This window comes from Micromonospora sp. ATLC20, assembly GCF_057196585.1.
On the sequence record NZ_JBXUOV010000124.1, the window covers coordinates 1 to 17,478 of the forward strand.

14 protein-coding genes and 2 pseudogenes are annotated in these 17,478 nt (G+C 74.0%); 5 read left to right on the forward strand and 11 right to left on the reverse strand.

Annotated features, from left to right (window positions below; genetic code table 11):
• The coding region (locus tag AC2CHG_RS22195; protein WP_484525488.1) for a hypothetical protein at nucleotides 1–867 on the forward strand (867 nt) is incomplete at its 5' end.
• Nucleotides 868–922: 55 nt separating this feature from the next.
• Here the strand turns inward: AC2CHG_RS22195 and AC2CHG_RS22200 are convergent.
• The 3 genes from AC2CHG_RS22200 to AC2CHG_RS22210 all read right to left on the reverse strand — a co-directional run bounded on the left by AC2CHG_RS22200 (nucleotide 923) and on the right by AC2CHG_RS22210 (nucleotide 5,478).
• The gene (locus AC2CHG_RS22200) at nucleotides 923–2,500 is read right to left on the reverse strand and encodes a D-glucuronyl C5-epimerase family protein (protein ID WP_484525489.1); all 1,578 of its coding nucleotides are present in this window, start codon (nucleotides 2,498–2,500) and stop codon (nucleotides 923–925) included.
• 103 nt (nucleotides 2,501–2,603) lie between these two features.
• The gene (locus AC2CHG_RS22205; RefSeq protein ID WP_484525490.1) at nucleotides 2,604–4,082 is read right to left on the reverse strand and encodes a pyridoxal phosphate-dependent decarboxylase family protein; all 1,479 of its coding nucleotides are present in this window, start codon (nucleotides 4,080–4,082) and stop codon (nucleotides 2,604–2,606) included.
• 31 nt (nucleotides 4,083–4,113) lie between these two features.
• Nucleotides 4,114–5,478 (reverse strand): MFS transporter, encoded by a 1,365-nt coding sequence (locus AC2CHG_RS22210; protein WP_484525491.1) that lies wholly within the window; start codon nucleotides 5,476–5,478, stop codon nucleotides 4,114–4,116.
• Between the two features lie 127 nt (nucleotides 5,479–5,605).
• Here AC2CHG_RS22210 and AC2CHG_RS22215 point away from each other — a divergent pair, with 127 nt between their 5' ends.
• A complete protein-coding gene (locus tag AC2CHG_RS22215; RefSeq protein ID WP_262013118.1) occupies nucleotides 5,606–5,962 on the forward strand; it encodes a hypothetical protein in 357 nt (118 codons plus the stop codon).
• The gene (locus AC2CHG_RS22220; protein ID WP_262013119.1) at nucleotides 5,962–6,618 is read left to right on the forward strand and encodes a nucleotidyl transferase AbiEii/AbiGii toxin family protein; all 657 of its coding nucleotides are present in this window, start codon (nucleotides 5,962–5,964) and stop codon (nucleotides 6,616–6,618) included. The genes AC2CHG_RS22215 and AC2CHG_RS22220 overlap by 1 nt, the downstream gene beginning before the upstream one ends.
• 45 nt (nucleotides 6,619–6,663) lie before the next feature.
• Here AC2CHG_RS22220 and AC2CHG_RS22225 read toward each other — a convergent pair whose 3' ends face one another.
• Both AC2CHG_RS22225 and AC2CHG_RS22230 read right to left on the reverse strand, forming a co-directional pair.
• A complete protein-coding gene (locus tag AC2CHG_RS22225) occupies nucleotides 6,664–6,975 on the reverse strand; it encodes an MGMT family protein (protein WP_262013120.1) in 312 nt (103 codons plus the stop codon).
• 21 nt (nucleotides 6,976–6,996) lie between these two features.
• On the reverse strand, nucleotides 6,997–8,436 hold the full coding sequence (locus AC2CHG_RS22230; protein WP_484525492.1) for a D-glucuronyl C5-epimerase family protein: 1,440 nt from the start codon (nucleotides 8,434–8,436) through the stop codon (nucleotides 6,997–6,999).
• A 197-nt stretch (nucleotides 8,437–8,633) separates the two neighbouring features.
• Between AC2CHG_RS22230 and proB the strand changes: the two genes are divergently transcribed.
• Both proB and AC2CHG_RS22240 read left to right on the forward strand, forming a co-directional pair.
• Nucleotides 8,634–9,743 carry a glutamate 5-kinase gene (gene proB, locus AC2CHG_RS22235; RefSeq protein ID WP_041784188.1) on the forward strand — a complete coding sequence of 370 codons (1,110 nt, stop codon included), beginning with the start codon at nucleotides 8,634–8,636 and terminating at the stop codon, nucleotides 9,741–9,743.
• A gap of 26 nt (nucleotides 9,744–9,769) precedes the next feature.
• The gene (locus tag AC2CHG_RS22240) at nucleotides 9,770–11,011 is read left to right on the forward strand and encodes a glutamate-5-semialdehyde dehydrogenase (RefSeq protein ID WP_135242112.1); all 1,242 of its coding nucleotides are present in this window, start codon (nucleotides 9,770–9,772) and stop codon (nucleotides 11,009–11,011) included.
• Nucleotides 11,012–11,796: 785 nt separating this feature from the next.
• On the opposite strand, the pseudogene AC2CHG_RS22245 reads toward AC2CHG_RS22240, so the two are convergent.
• The 6 genes and pseudogenes from AC2CHG_RS22245 to AC2CHG_RS22270 form a co-directional block, all read right to left on the reverse strand.
• Nucleotides 11,797–12,714, reverse strand: a pseudogene (locus AC2CHG_RS22245) (hypothetical protein); the annotation flags it as partial.
• Nucleotides 12,715–12,772: 58 nt separating this feature from the next.
• Nucleotides 12,773–14,020, reverse strand: a complete 1,248-nt coding sequence (gene moeZ, locus AC2CHG_RS22250; RefSeq protein WP_030269268.1) for an adenylyltransferase/sulfurtransferase MoeZ — start codon at nucleotides 14,018–14,020, stop codon at nucleotides 12,773–12,775.
• Between the two features lie 41 nt (nucleotides 14,021–14,061).
• Nucleotides 14,062–14,886 (reverse strand): DUF3152 domain-containing protein, encoded by an 825-nt coding sequence (locus AC2CHG_RS22255; RefSeq protein WP_262013124.1) that lies wholly within the window; start codon nucleotides 14,884–14,886, stop codon nucleotides 14,062–14,064.
• 78 nt (nucleotides 14,887–14,964) lie between these two features.
• Entirely contained in the window at nucleotides 14,965–15,828 is an 864-nt protein-coding gene (locus AC2CHG_RS22260) for a DUF3152 domain-containing protein (RefSeq protein WP_262013125.1), read from the reverse strand.
• Between the two features lie 5 nt (nucleotides 15,829–15,833).
• Nucleotides 15,834–16,832 (reverse strand): alpha/beta fold hydrolase, encoded by a 999-nt coding sequence (locus tag AC2CHG_RS22265; RefSeq protein WP_262013126.1) that lies wholly within the window; start codon nucleotides 16,830–16,832, stop codon nucleotides 15,834–15,836.
• Nucleotides 16,833–16,876: 44 nt separating this feature from the next.
• A pseudogene (locus tag AC2CHG_RS22270) lies at nucleotides 16,877–17,478 on the reverse strand (hypothetical protein); the annotation flags it as partial.

Consider the following 17,478-nt stretch of genomic DNA (forward strand, 5'->3'; position numbering starts at 1 on the left):
GCGGCGCTGTTCGCGCCGGCCGCGCCGGCCGCCGCGGCCGGCGGCACCACGGCGCGGCTGACCGTCGACACCGGGACGCTGGTGCTGACGCCGACCGGCAAGGGGTACGTCGGGACGCTGACCACGACGATCAGCAACCGGGGCCGGGCCGACGCCACCGCCGGTCTGCGCATCACCGAGCCGGCCGGTGGCTCCTTCACCGGCCTCGACAACGGCTCGCCCTGGTTCACGGTGGGGATGGAGCAGAACCGCCGGGTCGTCGAGAGCTACGGCGGCCGGGTCACGGCCGGCACAAGCGTGACCCTCCGCCTGGACTTCCAGGTGTGGACGACAGCGCGCGCCTACCCGATGACCGCGCTGGGCGGCTCGGTCGCGGTGGTACCGGACGGCGGCACCCGGGTGTCGGACCGGGACTCCTTCCGGACCGTGTTCCGGTCCACCTCGGGCAGCGTCCGCAATCCGCGCGTCTACCGGCAGGCCACCGAGACGGACCTGACCATCAGCGGTGGCGACGTGACGCTCACCCGCCAGGCCGACGGGGCTCTGCTGGGCCGGACGCCGGTGACAGTGCGCTACGGCAACGACGCCCCGTCGTTCCGGCTCGACGTGCGGGCGAGCCTGCCCGCCGGGGTCGAGGTGTGGGCCACCGACCCGCAGGACCTGCCCAGCTTCCCGGACTGGTTCGACGTCCCCGGCGGCCGGTTCATGCCGGGCGAGGAGCGCACGTTCGACGTCGTCCTGCGGGCTCCGGCCGGCGCGCTGGGCAGCGGCTCGTTCACCGTGGCGGCCGTCTACGAGAGCGAGCCGGTGGCGGACGTCGACCCGGCGGACAACAGCACGACGTTCAGCGTCCGCGCGACCGACTGAGCCACCGCACACCGCGGCCCGCCCGGACTCCGGGCGGGCCGCACGTTGCTCAGGCTCAGGTGAAGGCCAGTCCGGTGGTGTGGGGCAGCCAGTAGCCGACGTACGCCCCGGCGGTGACCTGGTAGCTGAGCCGGCCGTTCACCCAGGCCGTGGCGCCCAGCGGCGCGATCGAGGCGGCCGAGAACGTGAGCCGCTTGGAGCCGGTCACGTTGCCCGCCGCGTCGTACGCGTACCCGGTGTAGGTACCCGGCTGGAAGGAGAGCGTCCGGGCCGGGTCGTACCGGTGCTCGACCGCCTTGCCGAGCAGGACGCGCTGCCCGTACGCCTCGGGGACGAGGTAACCGGCGAGCGCGCCGTTGGCGATCTGGTAGTAGATGCCCCGCCCGTACACGCGGACCCGCTGGCTCGCCTGGGCGCCGGAGGCCCGGGCGAGCTTGAGCGTCTTCTGGCTCTTGACGGCTCCGGTGCTGGAGAAGGTGTAGCCGACGTGGGTGCCGGCGGCGAACGACACGGCACCGTTGACGGCGGGCGCCGGGTAGTCCGAGCGCAGCAGGTACGCGTACGTGGCGAAGACGGCCGACGTGGTCATCTCGTAGAGCTTGAGGTTCTGCGCGGTGTGGACCTGGTGGTACTTCACGTGCGGCTGCGCGCAGCCCATCGAGTAGTTGCTGGCCCACCGGTTGACCCGGAAGTGGGTCGGCAGGTACCGCCGGACGGTGCTCGCCGCGCCGTCGAAGACGGCGACCGCCCGCTCGTCGCCGGTGAGCCGCCAGTAGTCGTACACGCCGTAGAGGGCGAAGGTGTGTCCGTTGAGGACGCGTTCCCCGGTGGTGCCGAAGGTCACCGGGTACTCCTCCAGCCACAGGTAGCCGTTGGGGTCGACCCAACTAGCCCAGGGCGCGTTGGAGACGACCGGCAGGGTCAGGCTCAGGAACGTGTTGTCCGCGGCCGTCCGCCACTTGGCCTCGCCGGTGATCTCGGCCAGGCCGACGAAGAGGCTGAGCATCTCGCCCTGCGCCATCCCGCTGTACCAGGGCGCGCGCAGCAGCGGGCGGCCCGCGCAGCGGCTCAGGTCGAAGTCGTACGGGTACCACCAGGCGCCCCGCGACTCGACCCGGCGGTCGATGTTGCGCTGGGCGTTGGCGACGGCCCGGTCCAGGAACCGCTTGTCGCCGCTGGTCCGGTAGGCGGCCAGGTTGCTCAGGCCCCACTGCGCCTGGCCGACGGGGTGGTTCCAGGTCTTCCCGGCGAAGCTGAACATGCGGACGCCCTGCGCGTCGTGCAGTCCCCTGTCGACGAGCGGCGCCGGGTTGCTGTTCGTCGGCTGGGCGGCGAGCGGCAGCGGCTTCGGCAGGTGCCCGTCGCGGGCGTACGTGGCGGCGGCGGTGGCCCCGCTCGCCCGCTCCCGCCGCTGCTGCTCCTTGGTCTTCGCCACGTCCCGCGAGGGCAGTTGCGGCACCCCGTCGGTCAGCGGGTCGGGTGCCCACCCGGGGTCCACGACTGAGACGTCGGCGCTGCGGTCCGGGCCCTGTGGGGCGGCCGGGGCGGTACCGGCCGGCGCCAGGCCGACCAGCGCGCCGGCCGCGACCACTGCGACGAGCCGGCGGACAGGTGGTGACTTAGCGGTGATCATGCAAGACTCCCCGTGTCATCGATGTGCCCTGATGCTAGGCAGGGACGGACACCGGTTCCGGCACCGAAACGCCCGACTTCTCCGCCGAACGGACGAGTGTTCGTCACCAGGCGGGGCGCTGGAGCAGCCCGACGAACTCGGCGAGCAGCCGTTCCCGCAGCCGCGCCGGGGCGGCGTCGAGCAGCGTGTTCACCACCGCCATCCGGTCCGGCACACCGGCGCCGCCGGCCAGGCCGAGCCCGCCGGCAAGCCCCGCCACCAGCTCCGGGGTGAGCGCCTCCGGCGTGAGGCTGCCGGCCAGCGCCAGCAGCTCCGGCGGCAGCACCACCGGCCCGGCGGCGCGGGCCGCCGCGACCGCCTCGGCCAGCGCCGGACCGAACTCGGCCACCCGGGGCGCCACCGCCGCGGTCACCGTGAGGTGGACACTGGCCGGCAGATCGGCGTACGTGAGCTGGGGCTGGGTGTGCCAGCCACGCTCGGTCAGCTCGTCGACGAGCACGAACAGGTCGAGCCCCGGGTCGTCGCTGGTGAAGCAGACCACTGTGGTCTCCGGTTCGGCCATCAGCCGCAGACCGCCGGTGGCCCGTACCGCGCCGGCCAGCGCGGCGACCGCGTCCCGGGTGGCGGCGGCCAGCCGCAGGTAGCCGTCCTCGCCGAGGTGCCGCAGCGTGGCGTACGCGGCGGCGATCGGCCCGCCGGACCGGGTGGAGGCGATCACCGGGTTGACCATCGTGTACCCGGGCCAGTCCGCGTACGCGAAGAACTGCGGGGCGCGCAGCGCCGGATCGCGGTGCAGCAGCACCGAGACGCCCTTCGGCGCGTACGCGTACTTGTGCAGGTCGACCGAGATCGAGGTGACCCCTGGTACGGCGAAGTCGAACGGCGGCACCGGCGTGCCGAGCCGGCGCAGCCAGGGCAGCGCCCAGCCGCCGAAGCAGGCGTCCACGTGGCAGCGCACGCCGGCGGCCTGCGCGACGGCGGCGATCTCGGGCACCGGGTCGACCACCCCGTGCGCGTACGACGGCGCGGACGCCACCACCAGCACGGTCTCCGGGCGGATCGCGGCGGCCACCGCCGCCACGTCCGGGCGCAGCGTCACCGGGTCGACGGGCACGGTGTCGAGCGCGACCCGCAGGTAGTGCGCCGCCTTGGCGAACGCGGCGTGCGCGGTGGCCGGCACCACGATCCGCGGCTCGGCGAGATCGGGGCGGGCGTCCCGGGCCGCCTTGACGGCGAGCAGCAGCGACTCGGTGCCGCCGCTGGTGACGCTGCCGACCACGTCCGGCGCGCCGGTGCCGGGCCCGCCGCCGAGCAGCCGGGCGGCGGCGCCGACGAGCGCGTTCTCCATCGCCAGCAGCGACGGGAACGCGGTCGGGTCGAGGCCGTTGACGTGCGCGCTCTCCGCGTACGCGGCCTGCGCCAGCGCGTCCAGCCCGGCCACGCCGGGGTCGTAGACGTACGCGAACAGCCGCCCGCCGTGGGTCGGCCGGTCGGCGGCCCGCAGCGCGCGGATCTCGCCCAGTACGTCCGTCGCGGGCATCCCCCGCGCGGGCAGCGCGCCTCCGCCTGCCGTGTCGGTCATCGGGTGGTTCCTCTCCTGGACGGGCCGGTGCTCACGCCCGCGCGGCCGGCGCGGCGTCATCGACCACGGGTGCGGCGGCCAGTTGGGCCGGGGTCAGGGTGTAGCCGCGCAGCAGCACCAGCGGGATCGCCACCAGCAGGGCGGGCAGCACGGTGAAGCCGAGCAGCACGCCGAGCCGAGCCGTGCCGGACTGGACGGCGGCGGTCCCGGTGGACGACGAGACGTAACCGGAGAGCTGGAGCACCAGCCCGTAGATGCCCGGCCCCAGCGCCAGCCCGAACGTCTCCCCGGCCGTCCACAGCCCGGTGAACACCCCGGCCTGCCGCCGCCCGGTGCGCGCCGTGTCGTACGCGATGCAGTCCGGCAGCATGGCCAGCGCGAACACCTGCTGGCCCGCGTACCCGACGCCGATCACCGCGACCACCGCGTAGGCCGCGGCGGCGGGCAGCGCGGGCGCGGCGACCAGGGTCAGCGCGCCCACCGCGAAGATCAGCGACGCGGCGACCAGCGAGGCCCGCTTGCCCAGCCGCGCGCCGGCCCGCGACCACAGCGGCATGACCAGCAGCGCGGGCGCGACGAAGCAGGCGAACAGCAGCGTCGGGCCGCTGTCCGGCTCGCGCAGCACCTGGTCGGCGAAGTACTTCACCCCGGCCAGCACGGTGGCCACCCCGGCGGACTGGATCACGAAGCAGATCAGCAGCACCCGGAACGGCCGGTTGCCGGTGGCGACGGCGAGCTGCGCGCGCAGGCTCGGCTCGCTCTCCCCCGCCGTCCCGGTCGGTGCCGACCGGGTGCCCAGGAAGACGCCGACCGTGCCGGCGACGATCAGCACGGCTACGAACAGGCCCATCCACCGGTGGCCGGGCACGCCGTCGCCGCCCGCGCTCACCACCGCCGGGGCCACCGCGCCGGAGACCAGGATGGCCAGCGCCAGCACCGCGATCCGCCAGGTCATCAACCGGGTACGCTCCGCCGGGTCGGCGGTCAGCTCGGCCGGCATGGCCACGTACGGCACCTGGAAGAACGCGAACGCGGTGGCCGTCGCCAGGAACGCCAGCGCCACGTACGCGGCGGCGGCCGGACCGTTCGCGAACGGCGCGGCGAAGATCGAGGCGAACAGCACGGCGAGCGCCAGCCCGCCGCCGAGCAGGTACGGCCGGCGCGCGCCCCAGCGGGAGCGGGTCCGGTCGGAGATGCGCCCGGCGACCGGGTTGACGAGCACGTCCCACGCCTTCGGCAGCAGCACCAGCAGGGCGGCCAGCCCGGCGGCGACGCCGAGCGTGTCGGTGAGGTACGGCAGCAGGAGCAGCCCGGGCACGGTGCCGAACGCGCCGGTGACCAGGGAACCCAGCGCGTACCCGAGGTGCACCCGGCGGGGCAGGCCCGAAGCTGTCATGGAGCCGAATGCTACTCACGTTATGGCCCGGGTCACATCCCCTCCCGGGTGCTGCGCTGCTCGTCGATGCCGACAGTCGCGCGCGAGTCGCGGTGAGGCGCAGGTCGGCACCGCTACCCTGGAGGGCATGGACCCGGCCCGATCCGTCCGCAGCTCGCGGGCACCGTACGAGGCCCGCCCCGGCCGTCGTGCGGTCGTGGTCCCCGACCTGAGCGAGTTGCAGGGCCCGGTCGCCGGTGTGGTCGAGCTGCCCCACCGGCTGTTCTGGCAACCCGACCGGCACGTCGACCTCGATGTTCCGGGTCTGCTCGCCTGGATGTACGAGACGGTGCTCACCGAAGCCGTTCACCCCGACGAGCTGCGCACCTGGCTGCACGGCCCCACCCTCGTCCGGCTGTGGCCCGAGCTGTACGTGCCCCGCGGTGTCCGCCGCGCCTGGGAAGAAAGTCACCCGGTGCTGCGCGCCCGGGACGTCGCCGCCTGATGTCACCGGCGCCGGACCCGTTCCAGCACGAGGTCGCCCGTATCGCGCTCGCCGTGGCCGGCCGGCACGGCTTCGCCCTCGCCGGCGGGCAAGCCCTCATCGCCCACGGCATCGGCGCCCGTCCCACCGAGGACGTCGACCTGTTCACCGATGTCGACGGCGGGGTCACCGCCGCCGCCGAGCTGGTACACGCCACCCTGCTCGATGCCGGTTTCCAGGTCGACACCATCGCCGAGCCCACCGAGCTGGACGACGTCTTCTACGGCTTCGAACACGACATGACCGAGTTCGAGGTTCGCCGCGACGACCGGACCGTGCGGCTGCAGCTCGTACGCTTCGCGCGCAGCACCAGCCCGATCGTGCTCGACGTCGGGCCGGTGCTGCACCTGGACGACGTGATCGGCACCAAGGTCGCCGCCATGGTCACCCGCGCCCAGCCCCGCGACTACATCGACGTCGCCGCCGCCCTCGGCCGCTACAGCAGAAGCGACCTGGTGGACCTCGCACTGCGGGCCGACCCGGCGCTCACCGACGAAGAGTTCCAGGACGCGCTACAGCGCCTCGACCGCCTGCCCGACACCGTCTTCGCGCTCTACCGCCTCACCCCGGCGGAGATCCGCGACCTCCGCCACGCGTTCTCGGACTGGCCGCGATGAGGCGCCGTCACGATTGAACGCCCGGCCGTCTCCGACGTGGTCGGGTCACCCCTCGTCCGGCGACCAGGACGCCGCCGCCAGGTCCACCCGGTCCCCGCGTAACGGACATCCCTCGGCGAGCAGCCGTTCCCGGGCCTTGCGCTCGTGGCCCGGCGGCAGCCGGCCGGCGGAGTTCACCACCCGGTGCCAGGGCACCCCGCCACCGTGCCGCGCCATGATCGAGCCGACCAGTCGCGGCGACGCCCGTCCCGAGCGCTCCGCCAGCGCGTCGGCCACCGCCCCGTACGACATCACCCGCCCCGGCGGGATCCGCTCGACCAGCGACAGCACCGCCTCGACGTACTCGTCAGGTGTCACGGGAAGCCACGATAAGGGGCCTCAGCCGGCGAGCGTGGCGATGGCGAGGTCTCCCCGCGCCGCCAGCCAGTAGCCGCCCAGCTCACCACCGCTCACGTGGTAGCTGAATTCCCCGTTGACCCAGGCGGTGCCGCCGAGCGTCAACTCCGTCACGGCGGCGAAGGTGACCTTCCGGGCGTCGAGCACCGCGCCGTTGCGGTCGTAGGTGTAGCCGGTGTACGTGCCGGGCTGGGCGGTCAGCACGCGTGCGGGCTGGTAGCGGTGCTCGACCGCCACCCCGAGCAGGACCCGCCGGCCGGGTTCCTCGGGCACCAGATGGCCGGCCAGCGGGCCCTTGGTGATCCGGTAGTGGATGCCGCGGCCGCGCACCCGGATGCGCTCGTCCGCAGCGAACCGGCTCGGCCGCTCCAGCGTGACGGCCCGCCGGCCGGTGACGGCGCCCTTGGCGTCGTACGTGTAGCCCACGTGTGTCCCGGGCTCGAACTGCACGGTGCCCGTCAGGTTCGGCACCGGGTAGTCCGCCCGCAGCGTGTCGGCGTACTCGGCGAAGGCCGTCGCGTGGGTGACCTCGTACAGCTTGAGGGTCTGCCGGGTGTGGACCTGGTGGTACTTCGGGTGGAAGTGCCGGCAGTTCATGGAGTACCGGCTGGCCCAGTTCTCCACCCGGAACCTCGTCGGCAGGTAGCGGCGCACCGTGGTGGCGGCGGCGTCGAAGATCTCCGCGGCCCGCTCGTCGCCGGTGAGCCGCCAGTAGTCGTAGACGCCGTACAGGGAGAAGATGTGCCCGTTGAGCACCTGCTCGCCGCGCGGGTCGTCGTTCTCCGGATACTCCTCCAGCCACAGGTAGCCGCCGCGGTCGGTCCAGGTGGCCCACGGTTCGCCGGCCCGGGCGGGCAGGGTGAGGCTCTGGAACGTCCGGTCCGCGGCGGTTCTCCACCTCTCGTCGCGCGTCTCCTCGTACAGCCCGACGAAGAGACTGAGCAGCTGGCCCTGCGACATGCCGCTGTACCACCTGGGCTTCAGCAGCGGACGCTTCTCGCACCGGGTCAGTTCGAAGTCGTACGGATACCACCAGGCGCCGCGCGACTCGACGCGCCGGTCGACGTTGCGCTGCGCGTTCGCTATCGCCCGGTCCAGGTAGATCCGCTTGCGGGTGGCCCGCCAGCCGGCCAGGTTCTGCAGACCCCACTGGGCCTGCGCCACCGGGTGGTCCCAGGTCTGATCGTGCATCCGGAACATCCGGACGTTCCCGGTGTCGTGCAGCCCGGTGTCCACCAGCGGCGCGATCCCCTCGCGCGACGGAATCGCCGCGAGCGGCACCGGATGCGGCCGGTAGCCGTCCCGCCGGACGGCCGGCGCCTTCTCGTCGCGGAGACCGGCGAGTACCGGCGTCAGCCCGGCGACCAGGCCGACGGTGACGAGCAGCGCCAGCCACCAGGCACGATGTTTCCTCGGAATCATCACTGCGAACCCCCGTTCGTGATGAACGAGACGCTATGCAGCGGAATCCGCGGATGTGTGCCGCTAACCGGACGATCAAAACTGTTCGTTCGACTAGCAACCGATTTCGTGTGAGCTCCGTCGGGCCACCGGCCGCGAGCTGCCACGATTTGGGAACGCGCCACGGCGCGGCAGAACGCAGCGCGCAGAATGGTCGGGTGCGCGAAGCAGTCACCTCGGCCCGGCGGATCGTGGTCAAGATCGGTTCGTCCTCGCTGACCACCGCGACGGGCGGCCTCGACGACGCCCGCGTCGACGCGCTCGTCGACACGCTCGGCGGGCTCGCCGCCTCCGGACGCGAGGTGGTGCTGGTCTCCTCCGGCGCGATCGCCGCCGGGCTCGCCCCGCTGCGGCTGCCCCGGCGCCCGCGCGACCTGGCCACCCAACAGGCCGCTGCCAGCGTCGGCCAGGGCCTGCTGATCGGCCGGTACGCCGCCGCGTTCGCCCGGCACGGCCGCACCGTCGGGCAGGTGCTGCTCACCGTGGACGACGTGACCCGGCGCGCGCACTACCGCAACGCGTACCGGACGCTGCGCAAGCTGCTCGACCTGCACGCCGTGCCGATCGTCAACGAGAACGACACGGTGGCCACCGAGGAGATCCGGTTCGGCGACAACGACCGCCTGGCCGCGCTCGTCGCCGCGCTCGTCGACGCCGACCTGCTGGTGCTGCTCTCCGACGTCGACGCGCTCTGGACCGGCGACCCGGCCCGCCCGGGCAGCACCCGGATCACCGAGGTGCACGGCGAGGGCGACCTGGCGGGCGTGGACGTCGGCGGGGCCGGCCGTGCCGGGGTGGGCACCGGCGGCATGGTGACGAAGGTCGAGGCGGCCCGGATCGCCACCGGTTTCGGCATCCCGGTGGTGCTGACCGCCGCCCCGCTGGCCGCGCCGGCGCTGGCCGGGGAGCCGGTCGGCACGTACTTCCACCCGAGCAGCCGCCGCCCCGCCGCCCGCCTGTTCTGGCTGGCGCACGCCACCGCCCCCCGCGGCCGGCTGCACCTCGATCCGGGCGCGGTGCAGGCGGTGGTGGGCCGCCGCAAGTCGCTGCTGCCCGCCGGCATCACCGCCGTCGACGGCGCGTTCACCGCCGGCGATCCGGTGGACCTGGTCGACACCGCCGGTGCGCCGGTGGCCCGGGGGCTGGTCAACTACGACGCGGTGGAGCTGCCCGGCCTGCTCGGCCGGTCCACCTCCGAACTCGCCGCGGCGCTCGGCCCGGCGTACGAACGTGAGGTCGTCCACCGCGACGACCTGGTCCTGCTGTGAGCCCCACCGGTGAAGGAGTACGCACGATGAGCGTCGTCGAGCAGGCCCGGCGAGCCCGGGACGCGGCGGAAGCCCTGGCCACGGCCACCCGTACCGTCAAGGACACCGCGCTGCACGCGATGGCCGACGCGCTCGTGGCGCGTACCCCGGAGATCCTGACCGCGAACGCGGCGGACCTGGCAGCCGGGCGCGACGCCGGGCTGTCCGCGGCCGTGCTGGACCGGCTCGCGCTCGACGAGGGCCGGGTGGCGGCGATCGCCGACGCGCTGCGCCAGATGGCCGCGCTGCCCGACCCGGTGGGCGAGGTGGTACGCGGCTCGACCCTGCCCAACGGCCTGGAGCTGCGCCAGGTGCGGGTGCCGTTCGGGGTGGTCGGCATCGTCTACGAGGGCCGGCCCAACGTGACAGTCGACGCGGCCGGGATCTGCCTGAAGTCCGGCAACGCGGCGCTGCTGCGCGGCTCCTCGTCGGCCGCGCACTCCAACGCGGCGCTGGTCGCGGTGCTGCGCGACGCGGTCTCCGGCGCCGGGCTGCCGGCGGACGCGGTGCAGCTGCTCGACTCCAGCACCCGCGACTCGGTGAAGGAGCTGATGCGCGCCCGCGGCCTGGTCGACGTACTGATCCCGCGCGGCGGCGCGTCGCTGATCCGCGCCGTGGTCGAGGAGTCGACGGTCCCGGTGATCGAGACCGGTGTGGGCAACTGCCACGTGTACGTGGACGCCGCCGCCGACCTCGGCAAGGCCCTGGCGGTCACGCTGAACGCCAAGACCCAGCGCCTGTCCACCTGCAACACCGCCGAGTCGCTGCTGGTGCACCGGGACGTGGCGGACGCGTTCCTGCCGGCCGTGCTGGCCGCGTTCGCCGAGGCCGGGGTGACTGTGCACGGCACGCCCGCTGTCGCCGCCCACTCCGACGCCGTGGTGCCGGCCACCGAGGAGGACTTCGGCACCGAGTACCTCTCCGCCGACATCTCGGTGGCCGTGGTCGACTCGCTCGACGCGGCGGTCGCGCACATCCGCCGGTACGGCACCGGCCACACCGAGGCGATTGTCACCGACTCGCAGCGGGCGGCCCGGGAGTTCGTGGCCCGGGTGGACTCGGCAGCGGTCATGGTCAACGCGTCCACCCGCTTCACCGACGGCGGCGAGTTCGGGTTCGGCGCGGAGATCGGCATCTCGACGCAGAAGCTGCACGCGCGCGGCCCGATGGGCCTGCCGGAGCTGACCAGCACCAAGTACGTGGTGACCGGCGACGGTCACGTGCGCTGACCGGACGTGCCTTCGTGGCGCGCCGGTCGCCGTACTGGTCTGGGCACGCGCCAGATCGGGGAAGTGGCGGTATCCCGGCACCTTTGATGCCGCTACTTCTCCGATCTGGTGTTGATCATCGGCATGACCAGCGGAGGCAATCCCGGAGACACCGGGGCGGCCGGTGGCACCGCAACCGCCGGAGGCAGAACGGGCGGCACCGGGCCGGACAGCAGCTCCGGTGCCGGCTGTGCGGCAGGCCCGGTGCTCTCGTCGGAGAGCAGATCGGGCGTGACGATCCAGGCGGACCATGGTCCCTGCCCGCTGTCCGGACCGGCCGACACCTCAACACCGGCTGACGGATCAGGCCCTGCTCCCGATCCGGGCATCGCATCCGACCCGGTGTCCGGACGGAACCGGGTCTCAGGCCCGAGACCCCGGGCCGAAAACAGCTCCGGCGCGCCGTCCGACAGCGCGGGCGCGATCCCCGGTCCGGTCGACGGGTCGGTGCCGAAACTGGACGACGGGTCGGAGCCGAAGCCCGCCGAAGGTTCGGAATCGAGACCCGCCGATGCGACCGATGCCTCGGCCGGGCCGGTCAACGGGCGAGCCGGGGCGGGCAGCGGAGACACGGGCGCAGGCGACGCGGGCGTGGAGGCGGGCGGCCCAGAGTCGGACGCGGGCGGCGGCGTCGATGCGGGGAGCCGACGCGGGCGCGGGGCCGGCACCGCGGGCGGCGCGGGCAGCTCGGCGGTCTGCGGCACCACGAACGGCGCCCCGGACACCGGTGCCTCGGGCGTGTGCGGGCGGCACGCGCGGATCGCCCGCAGCGTCGTGTGCACGTCGAACTGGTGGCCGTCGTCGCTGTCCCAGCCGCCGTCGCTGCGCTGGGTCTCGGCGAGCCGCCTGCGCGCGGAGACCAGCAGCCACTGCTCCTCGCCCACGTCGACCCGGCGCAGTGTGGCGGCGAGCCAGGCCACGTCGGCCGGGGACATGCGGGGGATCCGGTCGGCCAGCACCGCCTGGATGCGTGCGGACTCGTAGTACATCTGCTGGCGGTGCAGCACCGCGGCGGCGAGCCAGCCGGCGGGCAGGAAGGACGGCCAGCTGCCGTCCGGGGCGAGCTGCGCGGCGAGCGCCTGGGCCGCCGCCTGCACCACACCGGCGTACGCGCCGCCGACCCGGTGGTCGAGCGGACCGGCGGCCCGCGCGTCGAGCCCGGCCACTGTCAGCCAGAACCCGGCGTTGGCGGTCTGGTAGAGCCGTGCCTCGGGATCACCGGGGGTGGCCCATTCGGGGGCGAGCCCGGCGAGTGAGGGGTCCTCGTCCCAGCCGCCGTCTGGCAGTTGCCGGGCGGCCAGCCAGTCCAGCGCGTGCCGGGCCGCCGGGCGGCTCAGCGCGCCGAGGTCGTCCAGCTCGGCCAGGCGGAAGCAGGTCGCGTCGATCGAGGCGACCTCGTCGTCGAGGACGGCGGGCCAGCCGCCGCCGGGCGCCTGCCCGGACTCGGCGGCGTCGAGCACCTCGGGCGGCACCGAAGCGCCGGTGCGCAGCCGGGAGAGGCGGGCGCGGTCCACCGCGTCACCGTGAGCGACGACGAATCCGATCGCCGCGTCCAAGTCCACCACGGCACCGACGGTACTGGTGCGGCCGACGTCACGCCTCGGTAGCTCGGTCAGGGCCACCCGGCCCAGCGGTCGCCGCGATCGGGCGTATGCCCACGCCAGGGGCCCCGGAGAGCACGATGGGCCCGCCCGGAGCGCCGGGCGGGCCCATCGACACGACTCAGTACGCGGGCAGCGACGGGTCGACCTGCTTGACCCAGGAGAGCACACCGCCCTGGAGGTGCACCGCGTCGGAGAAGCCGGCCGCCTTCAGCGCGGCCAGCGCCTCGGCGGAGCGGACGCCGGACTTGCAGTGCAGCACGATCTGCCGGTCCTGCGGGAACTTCGCCAGCGCCTCGCCGGACAGGATCTCGCCCTTGGGGATGAGCGTCGCGCCGGGGATCCGGACGATCTCGTACTCGGCGGGCTCGCGCACGTCGACCAGGAAGATGTCCTTGCCGGAGTCCTGCCAGTCCTTCAGCTCCAGCGCGGTGATGGTCGAGTCGACCACCGCCTCCTGCGCCTCGTCGGAGACGGCGCCGCAGAAGTCCTCGTAGTCCTCCATCAGGTCGGTGAGGGTCGGGTTCTCACCGCAGAGCACGCAGTTCGGGTCCTTGCGGACCTTGATCTTGCGGTAGCTCATCTCCAGGGCGTCGTAGACCATCAGGCGGCCGACGAGCGGCTCACCGATGCCGGCGAGCAGCTTGATCGCCTCGTTGACCTGGATCGACCCGATCGACGCGCAGAGCACGCCGAGCACGCCGCCCTCGGCGCAGGAGGGGACCATGCCGGGCGGCGGGGGCTCCGGGTAGAGGCAGCGGTAGCAGGGGCCGTGCTCGGCCCAGAACACCGACGCCTGGCCGTCGAAGCGGTAGATCGAACCCCAGACGTACGGCTTGCCGAGCAGCACCGCCGCGTCGTTGACCATGTAGCGGGTGGCGAAGTTGTCGGTGCCGTCGACGATCAGGTCGTACCGGGAGAAGATGTCCCGGACGTTCTCCCGGTCCAGCGCGGTGTTGTGGATCTCCACGTTGACCAGCGGGTTGATCTCGCGGATCGACGCCGCGGCGGACTCGGCCTTGGACCGGCCCACGTCGGAGACGCCGTGGATGACCTGGCGCTGGAGGTTCGACTCGTCGACGGTGTCGAAGTCGATGATGCCGAGCGTGCCGACACCGGCCGCGGCCAGGTAGAGCAGCGCCGGCGAGCCGAGGCCACCGGCGCCCACACAGAGCACCCGGGCGTTCTTCAGCCGCTTCTGCCCCTCGACCCCGACGTCCGGGATGATCAGGTGGCGCGAGTAGCGGCGGATCTCGTCTACGGTCAGCTCGGCGGCGGGTTCGACGAGCGGGGGCAACGACACGGTGGACTCCCCGGGATCGGCGGTGTGACCGCGCCATTGTCGCTCGCCTGGGCGGGGATCGGCCATGATGAGGGACACTGCGCCCGAACTGCGGGACCGGGAATAACTCAGACGCCGTCGGTGGGCTCGCCCTCGTAGCGCACACCGCCGACGTACGGCCAGGCGTTCGGCAGGCAGCCGTCCAGCCCGTACGTCTGCTGCTGCATCACCGGTGCGGGCGCGCCGGGCTCGGGGCACGCCTGGTGCAGCTCGCCGAACTCGTGCCCGACCTCGTGGTTGATCACGTAGGTGCGGTAGACCTCGATCGGGGCGCCGTAGCCGGGCACCGCCGTCATCCACCGGGCCAGGTTGAGCACGACCCGGCCGGGCAGCCGGCAGGAGGTGTACCGGTCGGTGTGCAGGCCGCCCTCGGCGCACATCCGCTCGGAGGTGACGGGGGTGGCGAGGTAGACGGTGAAGTCGGCGGCGGCCGCCTCGGGCACCCGCTGCACCCGCAGGTCCCCCGAGGCGATCCAGCTGCGCGGGTCGCCCAGTACCGCGTCCACGGTTGCGGCGAACTCGTCGGCGTCCTGCCCCGTGTCCTGCTCGACCTCGACCCGGTAGCGGCGCAGCGGGCCCTCCTGTCCGCGTACCGGAGACCGGCCCTGCGCCACCGCGAACGTGCCGGGACCGGCGGTGGGGTAGCCGGTCGGCGCGGCCGCCGGGACGTCGGCCTCGGCGCCGCGCGCGAGCGACGGTTCGGCGGCGAGTGACGTCGCGGCGTGCCCGGCCGGCGGCGCGTTCAGCCGGGTGATCCCGACCGCGCCGCCGACGGCCGCGAGCAGCATCGCCAGCAGCAGCACCGAGCGGCGGCGGCGCCGGCGCATCCGGCGCAGCGTGGGACGCTCGGGCGGCGGCGTGGCGGGGTTGTCGTAAGGGGACGACGACGTCATGACCTCAGCGTGCCATGCAATTCGGGCATTTAGCTGCTTTTGCCGCCTATGCCGCGAATGTTCTTCACAAACCGGCGCTCAGAGGGCCGGCCCGGTGTACCGCTTCCCGCCCACGTAGGGCCACGGGTTCGGCCGGCAGCCCTTGAGGAAGAGCGTCTGCTGCTGCATCACCGGCGCCGCCCGGCCCGCGCCCGGGCACCCCTCGTGCCGGTGCCCGAGCTGGTGACCCACCTCGTGGTTGACCACGTAGAGGCGGTACGTGTCCAGCGGCATCCCGGCCTCGACCAGGTGCGGCGCCGAGGTCCGCCACCGGTCCAGGTTGATCACCACCTTGCCCGGCACCCGGCACGACGTGTACGGCACCCCGCCCACCCGGATGTCGATCCCGCCCGCCCCGCACAGCCGCCCGGCCGTGTCGCGGGTGGCCAGGTAGATCGTGAAGTCGTACCGGTCGCCCGGGCTGACCCGCTGCAACCGCAGCGTGCCGCCGTCGACCCAGCTGCCCGGGCCGGCCAGGGCGCGCTGCACCGCCTCGCCGAAGGCGCGGACCTCCTCGCCGGAGCCGTTCTCCACCGCCACCCGGTAGCGGCGCAGCGTCCCCGAGCGGCCGAGCACACCGCTGGTCCGCTCGTCGTACGCGAAGCTGCCCCGGCCCTTCGCCGGCCCCGGACCGGACAACGTCAGCACCGGCGCGGCCGGCGAGCCGGGCACCACCGGAGGCGGCGGCGCGACGCTCGGCGTGGACGGCTCCCGCGTGGGCGCCGGAGGCTGGGCGGCGAACCCGTCGGTGACCCGCGTCCCCGCGCCCGCCGACGGCAGTTGCACCGCCACGCCGACCCCGACCGCGGCGGCGGCGACGAAGGCGCAGACCACGAGCGCGGTACGCCAGCGAGGAGACGAGGAACGGGAGCGTGTGGCACGAGAGCGGCGGGAGCTGGGCATCCGGCTCAGCCTGCCATGTCACGCTCCGATCCGCTCTCCCCCATGCCGGTGGTGAGCGACGGTGTCGCCTCGGCGAGCAGCCCGAGCACCGCCCGCGCCACGGTGCGGGGCACCTCCAGCTGGGCCACGTGCCCGACGCCGTCGAGCATCAGCAGCCGGCTGTCCGGGATGACCCGCGCCGCCTGCGGCGCCACCCGCACGTCGACCAGCCGGTCCTGCCGCCCGCCCACCACGAGCGTGGGCGCCCGCACCGCCGAAGCCTGCCGCCAGAGCGCGCCCTCCCCCGGCAGGTACGACCGCAGGAAGCTGCCGACCAGGCCCCGGAACGTCCGCACGTACGCGGCGGCGTAGTGGGCCGCCTCGTACCGGACCCGGATCTCGTCGATCGCCTCCTGCCGGCGCTGCTCGCTGATCCGGGTCAGGTCGGCCACGCACGCCTCCATCACCTGCTGCGCGGTCACCTCCGGGCTGAACTGGGCCAGCCGCCAGGCGGCCAGCCGTTCGCCCCGGGGGATCGCCAGCAGCGGGAGCATCCGCCCCTGCAACGAGCGCCGGAAGTCCAGGAACGGCAGCGCGGGCGAGACCAGGGTGAGCGTGCGGACCAGGTCCGGGCGCAACGCCGCCACCCGGACCGAGATCGCGCCGCCGAGCGAGTTGCCGAACAGGTGCACCGGCCCCCTGTCGCTGTGCTCGATCCAGCGGATCACCCGCTCGGCGAAGGACGGGATCGTGTAGCGCGGCCCCGGCTCGCTGCGCCCGAACCCGGGCAGGTCGATCGCCTGGCCGTCGAGCCGGTCCGCGAGCAGGCCGGCCAGGTCGGTCCAGTTCTGCGCCGACCCGCCGAGGCCGTGCACGTACAGCGCGGGCTCCGCGCCGGGACCGGTGGCCGGGGTGTCGCGGACGTGCACGAGCGTGCCGTCGAGGCGGACGTGCCGGCCCGGCCAGGGCGGCGGGACGTGGTGTGCGGGAAGGCTGTGCTCCGGCCAGAGTGCGGCGCGCTTCATGTCTCCAGTCTTCCCCGCACGGGGGCCGTACCGCACACCGGCGCTCAGGAGAGCAGCGCCTCCAGCCGCCGGTTCACCGCCGCGAGCGTGGCCCGCACGACCGCCTGCCGGGGATCCCCGGCCACCAGCGCCGAACCGGCCAGCTGCTCCACCCAGCCGTCGCAGACCAGCAGCACCACCACAGTGGCGACCTCGCAGTTGCCGAACGGCACCACGGCGGCGTGCTCCACGAAGCACCGGCCGTGGTCGCCGGCCGGAACGCCCCGGCCGAGCAGCTCGTCCACCGCGGCGGCCGCGGCCACCGCGCAGAGCCGCAGCACGTACCCGTCGACCGCCGGCCCGGTCGCGTGCCCCTCGGCCGTGCGGTCGCCCGCGACCAGGCGGACCTCGGTGGTGGCGTCCAGGCCGAACGTGCTCACCAGGACGTGCTCGATCACCACCCGGGGCCCCGGCACGCCGCCGGTGTCCAGCGGTCGCGACGGCGCGGTCTCCGTCGTGGTCATCTGACCACCGGAGTACGACGTACCGAGCGTCACCGGGCTGCCGGTGGACATGCCGGTCGGCGCGGCGGCCAGCGACGTCTCGTCGACGGCGGCGCGACCCCGGTGGGTGGCCTGCCGGCGGCGGCGCGGCGGCTCGTCGGCGT

What these genes read in the sequence shown, in the direction of transcription:
- AC2CHG_RS22265 (WP_262013126.1), bottom strand. Translation starts at nt 16,832, where the DNA reads ATGAAGCGCGCCGCACTCTGGCCGGAGCACAGCCTTCCCGCACACCAC.
- AC2CHG_RS22230 (WP_484525492.1), bottom strand. Translation starts at nt 8,436, where the DNA reads ATGATTCCGAGGAAACATCGTGCCTGGTGGCTGGCGCTGCTCGTCACC.
- AC2CHG_RS22255 (WP_262013124.1), bottom strand. Translation starts at nt 14,886, where the DNA reads ATGACGTCGTCGTCCCCTTACGACAACCCCGCCACGCCGCCGCCCGAG.
- moeZ (WP_030269268.1), bottom strand. Translation starts at nt 14,020, where the DNA reads ATGGCCGATCCCCGCCCAGGCGAGCGACAATGGCGCGGTCACACCGCC.
- AC2CHG_RS22220 (WP_262013119.1), top strand. Translation starts at nt 5,962, where the DNA reads ATGTCACCGGCGCCGGACCCGTTCCAGCACGAGGTCGCCCGTATCGCG.
- AC2CHG_RS22240 (WP_135242112.1), top strand. Translation starts at nt 9,770, where the DNA reads ATGAGCGTCGTCGAGCAGGCCCGGCGAGCCCGGGACGCGGCGGAAGCC.
- AC2CHG_RS22200 (WP_484525489.1), bottom strand. Translation starts at nt 2,500, where the DNA reads ATGATCACCGCTAAGTCACCACCTGTCCGCCGGCTCGTCGCAGTGGTC.
- AC2CHG_RS22205 (WP_484525490.1), bottom strand. Translation starts at nt 4,082, where the DNA reads ATGACCGACACGGCAGGCGGAGGCGCGCTGCCCGCGCGGGGGATGCCC.
- AC2CHG_RS22260 (WP_262013125.1), bottom strand. Translation starts at nt 15,828, where the DNA reads ATGCCCAGCTCCCGCCGCTCTCGTGCCACACGCTCCCGTTCCTCGTCT.
- AC2CHG_RS22215 (WP_262013118.1), top strand. Translation starts at nt 5,606, where the DNA reads ATGGACCCGGCCCGATCCGTCCGCAGCTCGCGGGCACCGTACGAGGCC.
- AC2CHG_RS22210 (WP_484525491.1), bottom strand. Translation starts at nt 5,478, where the DNA reads ATGACAGCTTCGGGCCTGCCCCGCCGGGTGCACCTCGGGTACGCGCTG.